Annotated in this window: 12 protein-coding genes; 7 read left to right on the forward strand and 5 right to left on the reverse strand. The window is 65.5% G+C overall.

The window, feature by feature from the left end; genetic code table 11:
• Positions 1-87 precede the first annotated feature (87 nt).
• Positions 88-1,299 carry an MFS transporter gene (locus RS897_RS25330; RefSeq protein WP_315831456.1) on the forward strand — a complete coding sequence of 404 codons (1,212 nt, stop codon included), beginning with the start codon at positions 88-90 and terminating at the stop codon, positions 1,297-1,299.
• On the opposite strand, the gene dgcA is transcribed toward RS897_RS25330, so the two are convergent.
• A complete protein-coding gene (gene dgcA / locus RS897_RS25335; RefSeq protein ID WP_315831457.1) occupies positions 1,269-2,264 on the reverse strand; it encodes an N-acetyl-D-Glu racemase DgcA in 996 nt (331 codons plus the stop codon). The two genes, RS897_RS25330 and dgcA, sit on opposite strands and share 31 nt — an antisense overlap.
• Before the next feature lie 257 nt (positions 2,265-2,521).
• On the opposite strand from dgcA, the gene RS897_RS25340 reads away from it, so the two are divergent.
• The 3 genes from RS897_RS25340 to RS897_RS25350 are packed head-to-tail and all read left to right on the forward strand — an operon-like array spanning position 2,522 to position 5,389.
• Entirely contained in the window at positions 2,522-3,655 is a 1,134-nt protein-coding gene (locus RS897_RS25340) for an MlaE family ABC transporter permease (RefSeq protein WP_315831458.1), read from the forward strand.
• A 4-nt stretch (positions 3,656-3,659) separates the two neighbouring features.
• Positions 3,660-4,484 (forward strand): ABC transporter ATP-binding protein, encoded by an 825-nt coding sequence (locus RS897_RS25345; protein WP_315831459.1) that lies wholly within the window; start codon positions 3,660-3,662, stop codon positions 4,482-4,484.
• A gap of 14 nt (positions 4,485-4,498) precedes the next feature.
• Positions 4,499-5,389: an MlaD family protein gene (locus RS897_RS25350; protein WP_315831460.1), complete on the forward strand. Its 891-nt coding sequence runs from the start codon at positions 4,499-4,501 to the stop codon at positions 5,387-5,389.
• Positions 5,390-5,392: 3 nt separating this feature from the next.
• Here RS897_RS25350 and RS897_RS25355 read toward each other — a convergent pair whose 3' ends face one another.
• Both RS897_RS25355 and RS897_RS25360 read right to left on the reverse strand, forming a co-directional pair.
• Positions 5,393-6,106: an alanyl-tRNA editing protein gene (locus tag RS897_RS25355; RefSeq protein WP_315831461.1), complete on the reverse strand. Its 714-nt coding sequence runs from the start codon at positions 6,104-6,106 to the stop codon at positions 5,393-5,395.
• Positions 6,107-6,229: 123 nt separating this feature from the next.
• A complete protein-coding gene (locus RS897_RS25360; protein ID WP_315831462.1) occupies positions 6,230-12,037 on the reverse strand; it encodes an apolipoprotein A-IV repeat region-like domain-containing protein in 5,808 nt (1,935 codons plus the stop codon).
• A gap of 538 nt (positions 12,038-12,575) precedes the next feature.
• Between RS897_RS25360 and RS897_RS25365 the strand changes: the two genes are divergently transcribed.
• Together RS897_RS25365 and RS897_RS25370 are read left to right on the forward strand one after the other, a co-directional pair.
• The gene (locus tag RS897_RS25365; protein WP_315831463.1) at positions 12,576-12,968 is read left to right on the forward strand and encodes an Hpt domain-containing protein; all 393 of its coding nucleotides are present in this window, start codon (positions 12,576-12,578) and stop codon (positions 12,966-12,968) included.
• Between the two features lie 159 nt (positions 12,969-13,127).
• The gene (locus RS897_RS25370; protein WP_315831464.1) at positions 13,128-13,448 is read left to right on the forward strand and encodes a 2Fe-2S iron-sulfur cluster-binding protein; all 321 of its coding nucleotides are present in this window, start codon (positions 13,128-13,130) and stop codon (positions 13,446-13,448) included.
• An 85-nt stretch (positions 13,449-13,533) separates the two neighbouring features.
• Here RS897_RS25370 and RS897_RS25375 read toward each other — a convergent pair whose 3' ends face one another.
• Positions 13,534-14,493, reverse strand: coding sequence for a helix-turn-helix transcriptional regulator (locus RS897_RS25375; protein ID WP_315831465.1), 960 nt, complete (start codon positions 14,491-14,493; stop codon positions 13,534-13,536).
• Between the two features lie 128 nt (positions 14,494-14,621).
• The gene (locus RS897_RS25380; protein WP_407654299.1) at positions 14,622-15,065 is read right to left on the reverse strand and encodes an acyl-CoA thioesterase; all 444 of its coding nucleotides are present in this window, start codon (positions 15,063-15,065) and stop codon (positions 14,622-14,624) included.
• A gap of 191 nt (positions 15,066-15,256) precedes the next feature.
• On the opposite strand from RS897_RS25380, the gene RS897_RS25385 reads away from it, so the two are divergent.
• On the forward strand, positions 15,257-16,285 hold the full coding sequence (locus RS897_RS25385) for an NAD(P)/FAD-dependent oxidoreductase (RefSeq protein WP_315831466.1): 1,029 nt from the start codon (positions 15,257-15,259) through the stop codon (positions 16,283-16,285).
• The last annotated feature ends 15 nt before the right edge of the window (positions 16,286-16,300 follow it).

Raw genomic sequence — 16,300 nt, forward strand, 5'->3', positions numbered from 1 at the left:
GGTCGTTCGTTGATCGCGCTGTTTCGACGCAAAACCACCCGCGCTACATACGATCACCATGAAAGCCAGCGAATCGCAATTGAATTGATGATTGGAGATTCACAAATTCCCGTTGCCTCGCCCGACGTTACGAAGCGATTCGCGCTCCGCCTGGCGATCGTCTACGGCGCCGTGTTCGGACTGACCGGAATCAGCCTGCCGTACTTTCCGGTCTGGCTCAAAGCCGTTGGTGTCGACGTCTGGTGGATCGGGATCATTACCGCGATGCCGGCGCTGACCCGCTTCACGGTGCTGCCGTTCGTCACCGGCTTTGCGGAGCGGCGCCGCGTCCTGCGGCAGGCCATCGTGGTGCTGGCCGCGCTCACCTCATTCGGCTTTCTCATGGTCGGCCAGTTTCAGCAGCCGCTGCCGATCCTGCTGTTGTTTGTCCTGACCGCCTGCGTCTGGACCCCGATCATTCCGATGGTCGACGGCTACGCCCTCAAAGGCGTCCGCCAGTACGGATTCGATTACGGTCCGGTGCGGCTGTGGGGATCGGCGGCCTTTGTGATCGGCGCACTGGCATGCGGCCTGCTCGTCGACATGGTCTCGGCCACCCGGGTGATCTGGGTGATGGCGGCGATGGCGCTGATCGGCGCGTTGACCAGCCTGCGGCTGCAGCCGCTGGCGGCTGTCCCGGTTTCGGGGCCGCAGCCGCGCGCCGTGATGCTGCTGCGCAATCCCGGTTTCCTCGCCATCATCTTCACCTCGGCCCTGGTGCAGGGCAGTCACGCCACGCTCTATTCCTTCGCGTCGATCGCTTGGCAGCAGGCGGGGCTCGGCGGAGTGACCGTGTCGCTGCTGTGGTCGCTCGGCGTGGTCGCCGAGATCGTGGTGTTTGCGATCTCGCCGCGGTTTACCTGGTCGCCGGTGACACTGGTGGCGCTCGGCGCCGCCAGCGCCACGCTGCGCTGGGTGCTGACGGCGCAACAGCCGCCGCTGCCGCTGCTGGCGCTGATCCAGATCACGCACGGACTGACGTTCGGCCTGACCCAGGTCGGCGTCGTCGGCTTATTGCTGCGTCACGTGCCGGCCCAGGTGATGGCCTCGGCGCAGGGCTATCTGGTCGCCGCGACCGGCATCGCCATGAGCAGCGCGACCATTGCGTCGGGCCCGCTGTATGCGCGTTACGGTGAGGGGGCCTATTATGGGATGTCGGCGATGGCGTTTGTCGGTGCCGGTCTGATCCTGTTTGCCGGCAAGCGGTACCACCTGTCGGCGGATAGCGTTCAGCCCCAGAGCCCGGCGTCGGGCGGATAGACCGTCGAACCATCGTAATGCAGCCCGCCATCGCGGTCGGCTGACAGCAGTAGCGGTCCGTCGAGATCGACCAGGCGCGCCTGCTGCGCAATCAGCATGGCCGGCGCCATGGCCAGCGAAGTGGCCACCATGCAGCCGACCATGATGTCGAAGCCGAGCGCGCGGGCCTCGTCGGCCATCGCCAGCGCCTCGGTCAGGCCGCCGGTCTTGTCGAGCTTGATGTTCACGGCGTCGTAGCGGTCGCGCAGTGCCGCCAGCGAGGCGCGGGCATGGACACTTTCGTCGGCGCAGACCGGGATCGGTCGCTGAATCCGCGCCAGCGCGTCGTCATGGCCGGCGGGCAGCGGCTGCTCCACCAGGGTGACGCCGACCTGGGCGCAGGCGTTGAGGTTGTGTTCCAGATTGGCTGATGTCCAGGCCTCGTTGGCGTCGACGATCAGCTCGGAGCGAGGCGCCGCAGTGCGCACCGCCGCGATCCGCGCGCCATCGCCGTCGCCGCCCAATTTGACCTTGAGCAGCGGCCGGTGCGCGGCGCGTGCCGCCGCCTCCGCCATGGCCTCGGGGGTGCCCAGCGAGAGAGTGTAAGCCGTGGTGCATGGTGCGGGCGCGGGGCGGCCCAGCAGATCCCAGATCCGCCGGCCGGCTGTTTTGGCTTCCAGATCGAGCATGGCGCAATCCAGCGCGTTGCGGGCTGCGCTCGCCGGCATCGCGGTCTGCAGGCCTGCCCTGTCGAGCCCGCTGCGCAGCGGCTCCACCATGGCCTCGATGGCGTTGAGCGTGCTCTCAGGTGTTTCCCCATAGCGGGCGTAGGGGGTGCATTCGCCGCGGCCGGTGAGGTTGCCCGCGGACACCTTCGCGACCACCACCACCGCCTCGGTCTTGGCGCCGCGGCTGATGGTGAAGCTGCCCGCGATCGGCCAGCGCTCGATTCGGGCCAGAAGGTTCCGGGGTAGGGTGGAAGTCATTCAGAAATCTGGTGATTTTCTTGACGGAATTGTCACATTTGCCCCAGTATGGCTTTAAATGTGTGGCTGTAAATGCACCGCGCTTGTGGTTTGGGTTGTGGCGCGAAGTCCCCAGTGGGCAGGCGCGCGCGAGTTCGCAACAAAACTCAACATGAATCGCCATTTCAAAAGGCCCATTTGAATCCCAAGTTGGCTTATGAAAAAGCGCGCGCTGAGTTCGCGGAACTCGGATTCGGGCATCGGAACAGGACTTGACGGTGGGTGGTGAGCCGACTTTGGAACGCGTCGCCGATGGCGGCAGCGTGGCGTTGCAGGCGTCCGGGCCCTGGACGGCGCAGCATGCCCGCGTGCTCGAGCGCATGGTGGACGCCGCCGCCAAGCTCGACGGCGCCCAAACCGGCGTGCTGATCGACGTCTCGCAAATCGCCAAGCTCGATACCTTCGGCGCCTGGCTGATCGAGCGGCTGCGCCGTGGTCTCGCCCAAGGCGGTGTCGAGCCCAGGATCGCGGGCCTGTCGGCGGACTATTCCAGTCTGGTCGACGAAGTGCGGCGCGTCGGCACTGCCGAGTGGCCGGCGCGGCGGCGGTTTTCCCTGATCGGCATGTTCGACAGAGTCGGGCGCGGCGTGGTGGAGATCGGCGAGTCGCTGATCGCGCTGGTCGACATGACCGGCGCGCTGGTGGTCGCGGGCACCCGCGTCGCGCTGCGGCCGAGCAATTTTCGCTTCACCTCGATGGTGCATCACATCGAGCAGGTCGGCTGGCGCGCGGTGCCGATCGTGACCCTGATCACCTTCCTGATCGGCTGCATCATCGCCCAGCAGGGCTTGTTTCATTTCCGCCAGTTCGGCGCCGACGTGTTCGTGGTCGACATGCTGGGCGTGCTGGTGCTGCGCGAGATCGGCGTGCTGATCGTCGCCATCATGGTGGCGGGGCGCTCCGGCAGCTCATACACCGCCGAGCTCGGATCGATGAAGATGCGCGAGGAGATCGACGCCCTGCGCACGATGGGCTTCGACCCGGTGGAGGTCTTGATCCTGCCGCGCATCCTGGCGCTGCTGGTGGCGCTGCCGGCGCTGACCTTCATCGGCGCGATGGCCGCGCTTTATGGCGGTGGCCTCGTGGCCTGGCTCTATGGCGGCGTCGATCCCGATGCGTTCCTGTTCCGCCTGCGCGAGGCGATCTCGATCGATCACTTCGTGGTCGGCATGATCAAGGCGCCGTTCATGGCGCTGGTGATCGGCATCGTTGCCAGTGTCGAGGGCCTGCTGGTGCAGGGCAGCGCGGAATCGCTGGGACAGCGCACGACGTCGTCGGTGGTGAAGTCGATCTTCCTGGTCATCGTCATGGATGGCGTGTTCGCCATCTTCTTCGCCTCGATCGGGATCTAGCGCGATGACCCGAGATACTTTGACCCAAGATACTTTGACCCGAGACACGATATTCCGGGACCCGACGTCCGAGAGCGCGATCATCTCGGTGCGCGACGTGTCGGTCCGGTTCGGCGCCCGAAAGGTGCTGGATGGCCTCGACCTGGATATTCGCCGCGGCGAGATCCTCGGCTTTGTCGGCGCTTCGGGGGCCGGCAAGTCGGTGCTGATGCGCACCATCATCGGCCTGGTGCCGAAGCTCAGCGGCCACATCGAGGTGCTGGGAACGGATATGGATGCGGCTGACAGAACCTCGCGGCGCAGTGTCGAGCGGCGCTGGGGCGTGCTGTTCCAGCATGGCGCGCTGTTCTCGTCACTGTCGGTGCGGCAGAACATCCAGTTTCCGGTGCGCGAATATCTCAAGCTGTCGGATCGGCTGCTCGACGAAATCACCATGGCCAAGCTTGCCATGGTCGGGCTGAAGCCGGAGGTGGCGGAACGTTTTCCGTCAGAACTGTCCGGCGGCATGATCAAACGTGTGGCCTTGGCGCGGGCGCTGGCGCTCGATCCGGACATCGTGTTCCTGGACGAGCCGACCTCGGGCCTCGATCCGATCGGCGCCGGCGAATTCGACGAACTGGTGCGGACCTTGCAGCGGACTTTGGGGTTGACCGTGTTCATGGTCACCCACGACCTCGACAGCCTGCACACCGCCTGCGACCGCATTGCCGTGCTGGGCGACGGCAAGGTGATCGCGATCGGCACCATGAACGACATGATGGCTTCGCAGCATCCGTGGCTGCGGGCGTATTTTCACGGTGCGCGCGCACGCGCGCTGACAGCTTCGTAGTTGGAGTAGACGAGATGGAGACGCGGGCGAATTACGTCCTGATCGGGTTCTTCACGCTGGCGGTGCTCGCCTGCGGGTTCGGATTCGTGATGTGGTTCCAGAGCCTGCATGCGGCCAAGGCGCGCAACCCGCTGCGGATCGTGTTCGAGGGCTCGGCCTCCGGCCTGCGCACCGGCGCCAGTGTCAACTTCAACGGCATCCGCATCGGCGAGGTGATGTCGGTCAAGATCGACGACCCCAAGCGTGTGATCGCGCTGACCTCGGTCGACAAGACGGCGCCGATCCGCCAGGACACCCTGGTCGGCCTGGAATTCCAGGGCCTCACTGGCGTGGCCGCGATCTCGCTGAAGGGCGGATCGCCGGACGCGCCCGAAGTGCCGCCCGGTGACACCGGCATTCCGACCCTGACCGCCGACCTCAGCGCCACCCAGGACGTGATGGAATCGGTGCGCACTTCGGTGCAGAACCTCAATCGGTTGGTCTCCGACAACCAGGCGGTGATCCGCACCTCGCTGCAGAGCATCGAGGCGTTCGCCTCGACACTGGCGAAGAACTCCGAGCGCATCGACAGCATCATGAGCGGCGTCGATGCCTTCATCGGCGGCAAGGAAGGCGGCGAGCTGGTCGCGGCGGTGAAGTCGTTCAGGGATCTTGCGGATAACCTCGACAAGCGCACCGCCGACATCACCGCTGGCGTCAACCGCCTGACCGCCTCCGGCGCCAAGGATCTCAGCGGCCTGATGGCCGAGGGACGCCGCACGCTCGACGACATCAGCCGTGCCGTCAATAATTTCGACAAGAATCCGACCCGCGTGCTGTTCGGCGCCAGCAGTAGCGATACGCGACCGGATCAGCCGCGTTCCGTGGTGCGGGTGCCGGCGGACGCACGGGCGCGGGCGCGGTAGCAATTAATCCGCGAATCCGATCCGCACCCGTCGGTTCTGCCGCCCCTTGTTCTCGATCTTGAGGATTTTGACCCGCCGTGCCTGGCCAGTCGAGGCAAGGTGCGTGCCGCCGCAACCCTGGCGGTCGAGGTCCGCGATCTCGACAATGCGCACCAGGCCATCGGCCTGTCGTGGCGGTGCCACGGATTTGCTGCGGAACAGGCCCGCCGTGGCATTAGCGTCGTCCCATGGCATATGAAAGGCACGCACCGGCAAATCCTGCCGGATCACATCGTTGATGGGGCCGTCGAGTGCGCGCAGCCGGTCATTGTCGGCGCCGGGCAGATCGAAGTCGAGGCGGAACGTGGCGTCGGCCGAGAGCTGGGCGCCGGTCAGCAACGCGCCGCCGAAATCTCGGAACACGACGCTGTTGGCGACATGGGCGAGGGTGTGCAACTCGCGCATCAGGTTGCGGAAGGGCGCATCGATCGTCACCAGCACCGTGTCGGCGAGGACCGCGTCGCCATCGAACGCATGCCATAGTCCGCCGTCGCCCGCGGTGACCTCGCGAACAGCCGCCCGGCCGCCGGTCCAGGCAATTGATGCGATATCCATGAGCTGACCGCCGCCGCCGGGAAAGATCGGCGAGCCGGCCAACAGCACCATGCCGGGGCGGGCATCGAGCACGCGGCATTCGCGCGCGACGACATCAGGATGCTCCTGGCAATCAAGCTGCATGTTGAGTTCCTTCCGCGCGCCGTCGTCTGCAGTGTACCGTACGGTCCTGCAACGACAAGCCGGCCACAAAAAAGCGGAGGCTTTCGCCTCCGCCTTTGTCATTCAATCGCGATCGATGTTCGATCAGCCCAGCCGACCTGCCGCGTGGGCGAGCAGGGTATAGACCAGTCCGGTTTCCGAGGTGAGATAGCCGCGCAGGGTCTGCGCGCCGCGTTCGTCCCGCGCCACGTCGTCGAGCAGGCGCTCGAACTCGGTGATGTAGCGGTCGACGGTCTGCTTGAAGCTGCGCTCGGCGCGATACTTGCGGCTTACCTCGTCGAAGGCCTTCTGGCCGGCCGGCGTGTAGAGCCGCTTGGTGAACGCCTTGCGCTCGCCGCGCTGATAGCGGTCCCACATTTCGGCTGCAAGATCGCGATCCACCAGGCGGGCGATGTCGACCGTCAGGGAGTCCAGCGGATTGCCGTTGCTTGCTGCAGGCCGAGCCGGCTGCGGTGCAGGACGGCTGCGCGGAGCCTCGGCACCAGTGTCGGCGCGGTTGAGCAGGCCGGAGAGCCAGCCGTCGCCGCTCTGGTCCGCGCTCGGGCTGACCGGGGGGGCTTCGGTGCGGCGGGGCTGCGCCATCGGCAGCCCGATATCCGGTGGTGGCAGGTTCGATGCGCTGCTGTCGCGGCGCGGCGCGGGCCGTGACGGGACGTCGTTGCCGCGGCTACCGGCTGCGGCGGTGGCCATCATCGGCTCCTCGTCACGCTGGTACGACCGGCTGCTGCTGGTGTTGCTGCTGACCACGTCGAGGCCGCGTCCATGACGGGCGACGATCTTGTTCAGTTCGGCCAGCGCCTCGATCTGGTCGACGATCACCTTGCGCATCTGCGAGGTGGAGTCGGCGGCTTCCTGCGGGATTTCGAGCACGCCACGGCGCAGCTCTTCGCGTGTTGCCTCCAACTCGCGGTGCATTTCGCCAGCCATCTGCTTCATGCTCTGCACCACGCCGGCGAACTTGTCGGTCGACTGCTTGAACAGGGCCTCCACATGCGAGGTGTTCTGTTCGTATAGCTCGCTCATCGCCTCCGCCGTATGCCGGCGTTCGTCCTCGGCAGCTTCGCGGACCGCCTTGAACTGCTGGGTGATGGCGGTGGCGCCGCTGCCGGCGGTGTCGGCCACCACCCGCGCGATGTCGCGTGCCCGGGTCTCGGCCGCCGCCAGCGATTCATCAAGAAGACCGGTGAAGCGGCTCAGCCGCTGGTCGAGGTCGGCGGTGCGCAGATCGATGGTGGTCACCAGCGATTCCAGGTCCGCCTTGCGTTCGCTGACGGTCTGGGTGGTGCTCTTGTTGCTCTTCTCAACCATGGCCGCGGCATCGGCCAGCAACTGGCCGTGGGCAGCGAACTGACCCGATAGCGAGCCCAGATCCTCCAGCGCCTTGTTGGTCTTGGTGTTGAAGACGGTCAACTGGTCTTCCAGCGTGTTGGTGGCGACGCCGTTGCGCGAGGTCACGTCGTTCATGGTCGAGACGAAGTCCGCGACCCGGGTGACAAGCGCCTGTTCCAGCGAGTTGAGGTTGTCGTGGGCGCCGGTCAGCACCTCCTGCAGCAGGATGTTGCCTTCGCGCAGCCGTTCGAACAGCGCAACCGTGTCGGTGCGCAGGATCTTGCTGGTTTCCTGCATCTCGGTCACGGCGGCGGCGGCCACCTGGCGCGACTGGTCGATCGCGTTGCGGGTGGTCAGTTCGATGTCCTTGAGCGACTTGTTGACCGCGCCGGTCGCGATCTCGCTGGCGTTGGTGATGGTGCGGGCGAGATCCGCGCTGTTCTTGATGAGGTTCTGCGAGAACACGGTTCCCTTGCTCTCGATCGACTTCAGCGCGTCGTCGGTGACGCGGGTGATGTCGATGTTGATCTGGTTGGTGCGGTCGCCGAGCGCCTGGATCAGCGATCCGCGCGAGGCGTCGACCATCTGCGCCAGGCGATCCGCCTGCTGCTTGACGCCGGTCACGATTTCGTCGGTCTTGCCGAGCAGCACCGTGCCGAACTGGCCGGTCACGGTAATGACCGAGCGCTCGATCTCGCTGGAGGTCGACTTGACCTTGCTGCTTGCCTCGTTCGATGCGGCGACGACGGACGCGCTGGCGTCGCGCGATGCGGTCGCGAGAGCCGCGATCGCCTCCTGGGACACGGCCGTCAGTGCCTTGCTGGTCTCGCGCGACGTGTTGGTGACCGACGCGCTGGTCTCGCGGGCGGCGGTCGTCAGCTCCGCACTCGTGTCGCGGGCCGCGGTCGTCAGTCCGGCGATGGTCTCACGGGCCGTGCTGATCAGCGTGGCTGCCGTCTCGCGAGCGGTGTCGGTCAATCCGGTTGCCGTCTCGCGGGCCGTCGTTGTCAGGACGGTCGCGTTCTCCTGAGACATGTTGGAGAGGATGTTGCTTGCCGCCTGCGCCGCGGTGGTGAGTTCGGCGCTGGTGTCCCGCGACATGCTGGACAGCGTCGCACTGGCGTTGCTGGCGGCGGCCATGACGGCCGCACTGGCCTCGTTCGAGGCGGCGATCACCGAGCCGTGGGCGTCGCGCGAACTGGTCTGCAGCACGTCGGCGGCGGTGGTCGCGACGGAGTTGATGGTGCGCTCGATATTGTCCGAAATCGCCTGGATTTGGGCAGCAGCGTCGCTCGATGTGGCGAGCAGCAGGCTCTGCGCCCCACGGGCGCTGGCCATGACCGAGTCGGCCGTGCTGGTTCCCGCGAACGACACCGAATGCTCGATCTCGTTGGCGAGTGCCTTGATCTGGCCGGTGGCTTCGGACGAAACCGTGAGCAGGGTGCTCTGCACCTCCCGCGCGCTGTTCATGATCGCAGCCGCGGTGGCGTTGCCGGCGGCCGCCAGGGTCTGTTCGATGTCGGAAGACAGGGTCTTGACGTGGTTCGCGGTTTCGCTGGAGGCGCTGAGCAGCGTGGTGTGCACTTCGCGGGCGCTGGCCAGCACCGATTCCACCGTGGACGAGCCGGCCGTCGACAACATGCGCTCGACCTCGGCCGACAGGTTCCTGGTCTGGGTCGCGGTATCAGTCGACATGCTGATCAGCGTGTTCTGAGCTTCACGCACGCTCGCCAGCACCGACTCCGTCGTGGTCGCGGTGGCGGAGGCGAGGGCGCGCTCGATGTCGCCGGACAGCGTCCTGGCGCGGGTGGTGGCTTCCTCCGAACCGGTGATCAGCGCGGTCTGGGCTTCGCGCGAGCTGTTGAACAGCGCGGCCACGGTGGTCGCGCCGGTCGCGGTCAGCGTCTGCTCGGCCTCGGTCACCGCCGCCTTGATCTGGGCGCCGATATCGCCCGAGACGTTGCTCAGGGATTCGTGGGCGAGGCGTGCGTTGTTCTGGATCGAATCCGCGGTGTTGTTCATCAGCACCACGAGCGAGCGCTCGGCATCGTCGACGCGGGCGCGGATGCTCTGGGTGAGCTCCTCGGCGCGCGCGACCAGCACGTCGCTGGCCTGGCGGCCGGTGCTCTCGAAGCGGTTCGCCACGTTCTCGATGCGGGAACCCAGCAGGTTCTCGAACTGGGTGACGCGGGTTTCGATGTCGCTGGCGACGGCGCCGGCGCGGTTTTCCAGGCCGTCATGGATCGCCTGGAAGCGCGACGTCACGGTGTCGGTCAGATGCGCGCTGCGACCGTCGATGATCTCGGTCACGGTATTGATGCGCTGGTCGATCGCATCGATCGCATGGCTGGTGCCCTGCGCGAGCGACGAGGTGAGGGTGGCAATACGGGTATCGAGCGCGCCCACCACCGCGGCCGTGCCGCTCTGCAGCGAGGAGGTGAGTTCGACGATGCGGGTATCGAGCGCCCCGGCCACCTCGGTGGTGCCGTTGGTGAGCGACGAGGTGAAGTGGGCGATACGCGAATCCAGCAGGTCGACGGCGTGAGCGGTGCCGTCGGTGAGCACCGTCGACAGCGTCGCCGCCTTGTCATTGAGCGCGTCGATCGCCTGCGCGGCGCCGCCGCTGAGCGTGTTGGTCAGATCGTGCAGGCGGGTGTCGATGGTGTCGGTCACCGAGCGGGCGCGATTGTCGAACGAGGTTTCGAGCGACTTCAGCCGGCCGTCGACGGTCTCGTCGAACGACCTGATCCGCGTGTCGATGTTGTCATCGAACGCCTTGATGCGGGTGTCAAGCGACACATCGAGGTTGGTGACGCGCGATTCCAGCGTGGTGTGGAACGCGGCCAGGCGCTGGTCGAGCGCGCCGTGGATGTCGCCGGCGCGGGCGGTCACGCGGTTGTCGAAGGTGTCGACATAGGTCTTCAGGGTGTCGGTGATGTCCTGGGTGCGCTGGCCCATCCGATCGACGATCTCGCCGCCGAAGGTTTTCACGGTGCGGTCGAACTCGGCGATGTGGCGGGTGATGAGGGCGCCCAGCGTGCCGCTGTCGCGGGAGAATTTTTCCGCCAGTTCCGAGCCTTGCTCGCGCATCAGTTCGTCGAACGCGATCATCTGCGAGCTGAGATTGTCGTGCGCGGTCTCGGTCTGGCTGACCACCTTGGCGACCAGGGTGTTGATGGTGCCGTCGAGGGCGTCGTTGGCCTTGTCGCCGCTGTCGAGGATGCGGCTGGAGAGCCGCAGGCCGGACTCGTCGATCTTGTGCACCAGGTCGTTGCTGCGCAGCTCGAGCTCCAGCAGCAGCGATTCGCTCGAGGTCTTCAGCGAATCGTGCACCAGCTCGGTGCGATCCGAGATGCTGTCGACGATGTTGGCGGACTGCTCGGCGAACTCGCGGGTGACGCGGTCGATGCGCTCGTTGAGCATGTCGTGGACACGGTCGGCGAGGTCGACGAATTCCTCGTGCACCGCGCCGGTCTTGAAGTTCAGGCTCGCAGTCAGACGCTCGCTGGCGTCGAGCACCGCGCGGGTGGTCTCGGAGCTTGCTTCCTCGAGGCGGTCGAGCAGGTCGCCGCCGCGCTCGCCGAGCGCGAGGATCATGGTGTCGCCGGCATTGCCCAGCGCCTGGGTGATGTGCTGTCCGCGCTCTTCAAGTGCCATGGTGATGGTGCGCGCGACCTCGTCGACGCGGGACGCAATCGCGTCGCTGATCACGGCGATGTCCTGGCGCAGATCGATCTGCACGCCGGAAATGGCGGCGCGGACCTGTTCAGCCTGGCCGACCAGGTTGTCGCGCTGATGGGCGATGTCCTGCAGCAAGGCGCGGATGCGCACTTCGTTGTCGCTGTAGGCGCGCTCGAGCGCGGCGACCTCGTTGGCGACCAGGGTTTCGAGTTCGCCGGCGCGCGCGATCGCGCGCTCGACGCCATCGCCCATCGCCGCGACTTCGCGGCGGATCGCCTGACCGACGGTGACCATGGAATCGGACGCCGCGCCCTCGGGCTCGGAGAAGCGGATCGCGACCTGGGCCATCGATTGCGCGATCATGCGCATCTCCTGGCCGCGCCAGGCCAGGGTCGCGAGGAAATAGCACAGCAGCACGGGGGCCGCGAACAGCGCGATCAACCCGGCGAGCGCCACCACGCCGCCGGAGCCCTGCCCGAGCAGGGTCTGCAGCGAGGGCAGGAAGCTGATGGTGAGGAGGACGGCACCCGCGAGCCAGACGCCCGAGAACACGGTCGCAAGGGTATAGGCGTTGCGGCCGGGCCGGCCCTTCTGGATGGCCTGCAGCAGTTGGCCGATGGTTTCGCGATCGTCGTTGGCGGCGCGGCGGGGCGCCCGGTTCTCGGCGCCGTCGAACTGCGCCCGGTTGTCCATGGCGATCGGCTGGTCGTCGAAGGACGGGTCGTTGAAGGATTTGGGCGAGGGGGCCGGTCCGCCGTCTCGGCGCGATCCCGTATCCCGTGTCGGCTCGGTCGGCGCCACGTCGCTGATATTCAGCGCTTCCTGGATGGCCGAGAGAGCGACTTCGGTGGGGTCTTTCACCTTCTTCGGAGTATTCGCCATATCAGTCTACGCCCCTATTTACGCGTTCCGAGGACCAGCGGGAGGCGGCCGCGAGCTGTGCCGCCTGCATCCCCAAGCCTTCTCGACCCAAAGCCTTCTTGTCCCAAAGCCTTCAGTCAGTGCGAAAGCGATGTCGCCGGTCGCTGTCAGAGTATTTTCCCGGCAACGTGGGATCCGGCTTGCCGCGGAAAATGCTCGGTTTTTGAACCCTGTGCGCGTCCTGATCGCAAAACCGGTACCCACTTTTGCGGACAACGCGCCACCTTTGTCCCCTACATCTGCGAACATCCTATTGGGTGGATGTCTCGAATGAAATGGTCGGCGTTAAGGACTTTTTAATCATCGTTAACGCTGCCACGTGTAAAGCCTTCAAACTGCTGAAAATTCCCAATCGCTATGAGACTTCAAGGCGCCGGCACGGCAAAATTGTGTCAAATTAGCGTCAATTTCGGGTAACGAACCATTAACCACTGGCATGGTTGGCTACGAAAAGTTCCGGGCTGTGGAGTTTTCGGCCTGGGAGTAACGGATCGCTGCCATGCCCCACCCCCTGGAACGGATTGTCTGGATGCCTTCGCCGCCGCTCGTGCCGGACGATACGCCGATCGACCTGACGACGATAGATTTGGCCCATCTCGGCCGCATGACCCTCGGCGACGCCGACGTGGAACGGGAGGTGCTGGCGATGTTCGCCGCGCAGGCCTCCGACCTCGCCGACCGGCTGGCCACGATGCCGTTCGATGCGGACCGGCTCGCACATACTCTTAAAGGCTCCGCGCGGGCGATCGGCGCCTTTCGCGTGGCCGATGCGGCGGCCGAGGTCGAGGTCGCGCTGCGCGGCGAACGCTCGACGGCGGAGCCGATCCGCCTGCTGCGGGCCGCGGTTTCCGAGGCGCGCGGCGTCATCGACGTCATCCTGAAGCGATCGTGATCCTACCGCGGCCGCCTGATCGCCGTCCGATCGGGATGGCGGCAATGTCTTTGTTCCGGCTGGCTGCCTTGTTCCAAAACCTTCCCCCCAGTGCTGGCGCGGGGCGAGCGGACCCGTTATAGGACAGCCATCTCCTTTATTCCGGCAGCACGAGTGGTCATGGTCAAAATCAACTTTGTCGATTCCGCAGGCGCAACCCGCAGCGTCGATGTCGACGCGGGCGCAACCGTCATGGAAGCGGCCATTCGCAACGCCGTTCCGGGCATCGAAGCCGAATGCGGCGGGGCCTGCGCCTGCGCGACCTGCCATGTTTATGTCGACGAAGCCTGGCGCGAGAAGGTGGGCAGTCCCACCCCGATGGAAGAAGACATGCTGGACTTCGGCTATGACGTGCGGCCGAACTCGCGGCTGTCGTGCCAGATCAAGGTCACCGACGATCTCGAAGGCCTGGTGGTGACCACGCCGGAGCGGCAGGCTTAAAGCCGCGTAATCCATCTCCATTTCAGTTCATGTCTATCTGAGAGACGGCTGCCGCGACGTCAAAGCTCCGCAGCTGTGCTTGGCGTTACTCGGCGGGCTGCGGGCCGAATCGGAGATCGCCGGGGGTCATGCCGAAGGCCTGACGGAATGCGCGGTAGAAGGTGGCGAGGCTGTCGAAGCCGCAGGCGAAGGCGATGCCCGAGACCGGCTGGCCGGCATCCGCGGTCAGCAGCTGCTTTGCTTTCTCCAGCCGCAGCGTCATCACGGTCCGCGCGAAGCTGGTTCCGGTCGGCTCGAACAGCAGGTGCAGCTGGCGCACCGAAATGGTGAGAGCGTCGGCGACCATGGCGGGCGACAGGTCCGGCCGGTGCAGGTTGCGCCGGATCAGATCGCGGGTGGCATGATAAAATCCGAAGCGCAGCGCTGCGCGGCTTTCCGGCATTCCGGAGGTAACACGGCCGCGCACGAGCAGCGCCAACTGGGTCAGATGCCTGACCGCGTCGCCGTCGTCGGTCGGCTTCGGGCCCGCATCGGCCAGTGCGGTGAACGATGCCGAGATCAGTGTGGTCAGCCGGTCCGTCTTGAACAGCGGTGCCGGGGCGAGGTCGCGGGCGTTATCAGAGAGATCCTTGTCGCCACTCAGCGGGATCTTGAGCGCGCGGTAGTGAAATCCATCGGAGAATTCCGGCGTCCCGATAAATGTCATGTCGGAGTGGCTGATGCCGAAACCGTTGTTCGGCATCACATGAACGCGGTCGCGGCCGACATCGAGCCAGCCGGTGCCACGGATCTGGTGGCTGATGTAGAGGCTGTTGCTGGTGACCCGCGCGATATCGGCCCTGGTGCGGCTGACGCGATAGGACGACGCCTTCATTTCGGCGAAGGTCGCCTCGCCGATGTTGAAAGCGGAAAACCGCCCCTGGAAGTCGGGACGGCGCTCGCGCTCCAGCTCGATCGTCACGCCGAACAGGCTCTTGCCGCGAACCTCGCACCAATGGTCGAAGCGCTCATGCGGGCGAAGGCTGTCGGTGTTGAAACTGATCATGTGCGTTATGCCGGTCGGAGCCCCTCAAATCTGGCATCGGCCATCGGGGCTTGATTCTCAAATCATATCTTCAATCATATCTTCGCGCGGGCGGCTCGGCTATTGGTCTAACGGGTGCTTTGCGAGGGTCAGCTCCGCCGCAACCAGGGCTGGAATTTCGCGATGATCTCGTCCGTGAGCGGCACCGGCTTGCGGCTGCGTTCATCGACCAGCACGGTCACGGACACCGCCGAGGCCGCGCACTGGCCATTGTGGAACACCACCTGGTCGTAGGTGACCGAGGTCCGCCCCATGCGGGACACCGCAAGGCCGAATTCCACCGTGCCCGGCCAGTGGACCTCCGCCCTGAAATCGATGGCGAGGTGCGCCAGCACCCAGCTCAGCCCCGCCGGCATCAGGCCGAACTTGGGATCGCGGATCAGCGAGACCCGGCCGGTTTCGAAATAGCTGGAATAGGTGGCGTTGTTGACGTGGTGGTTGGGGTCGAGATCGGCGTACCGCACGTTGTCAGACAGCCGGTAGGGGTAGTCGTCGAGGTGGAACACGGGCTTGGCCGGCGACTGCAGATTCACAAGAATTTCTCCGGATTCTGGTTGCCCGAGGGGCGGATCTGCCCCTGTTCTGGCGCATGGACCGACGGCCTGCAAGGCGCATTTAGCGCTTCCCCCCTTGCGTGCCGTTGGCTAGACAATTCTACTAGCTAGACAATTCCATCCACCGGCGAAGCTCCAGCCGCCGGCCCTCCGAACCTGCGAAGAGAGCAATGAGCGAGCCGATCAAAACCGACGTGCTGATTATCGGAGCGGGCCCCTGCGGCCTGTTTGCTGTGTTCGAACTCGGCCTTCTGGACATGAAGGTCCATCTGATCGACATCCTCGACAAGATCGGCGGCCAGTGCGCCGAGCTCTACCCGGAAAAGCCGATCTACGATATTCCCGGCATTCCGATGGTCACCGGGCAGGGCCTGACCGATGCGCTGATGGAGCAGATCAAGCCGTTCAGCCCGACCTTCCACATCAACGAGATGGTCGAAACCATCGAGAAGATCGGCGATCCGCTGTTCCGCGTCACCACCGACGCGGGCCAGGTGTTCGAAACCAAGGTGGTGGTGATCTCGGCCGGCGGTGGCTCGTTCCAGCCGAAGCGGCCGCCGGTGCCCGGCATCGAAGCCTATGAAGGCACCTCGGTGTTCTATGCGGTGCGCAAGATGGAGCAGTTCCGGGACAAGACCCTGCTGATCGTTGGCGGCGGCGATTCCGCGCTGGACTGGACGCTGAACCTGCAGCCGATCGCCAAGCGCGTCACCCTGCTGCACCGCCGCGACGACTTCCGCGCCGCGCCGCACAGTGTCGAGCAGATGCGGGCGCTGGTGAAGAGCGACAAGATGGACCTCAGGCTCGGCCAGATTACCGAGCTTCACGGCGAGAACGGCCAGCTCTCCGGCGCGCAGGTGAAGGGCACCGACAACGCGATGTTCGACATCGCCTGCGATACCATCCTGCCGTTTTTCGGCTTGACCATGAAGCTCGGACCAATCGCGAACTGGGGTGTGAAGCTCGAGAACAATCTGGTGCCGGTGGACACCCAGGCGTTCGAGACCAACGTGCCCGGCATTTTCGCCATCGGCGACATCAACACCTATCCGGGCAAGTTGAAGCTCATTCTCTCGGGCTTCCATGAGGGCGCGCTGATGGCGCAGAAGGCGCACCGCTACGTCTATCCGGACAAGCGGCTGGTGTTCCAGTACACGACATCGTCGTCCAGCCTGCAGAAGAAGCTGGGCGTGAATTAGATCTATTCTGGCGCC

The sequence above is a fragment of the Bradyrhizobium prioriisuperbiae genome (genome assembly GCF_032397745.1).
In the GTDB taxonomy this organism is placed as follows: Bacteria; Pseudomonadota; Alphaproteobacteria; order Rhizobiales; family Xanthobacteraceae; genus Bradyrhizobium_A; species Bradyrhizobium_A prioriisuperbiae.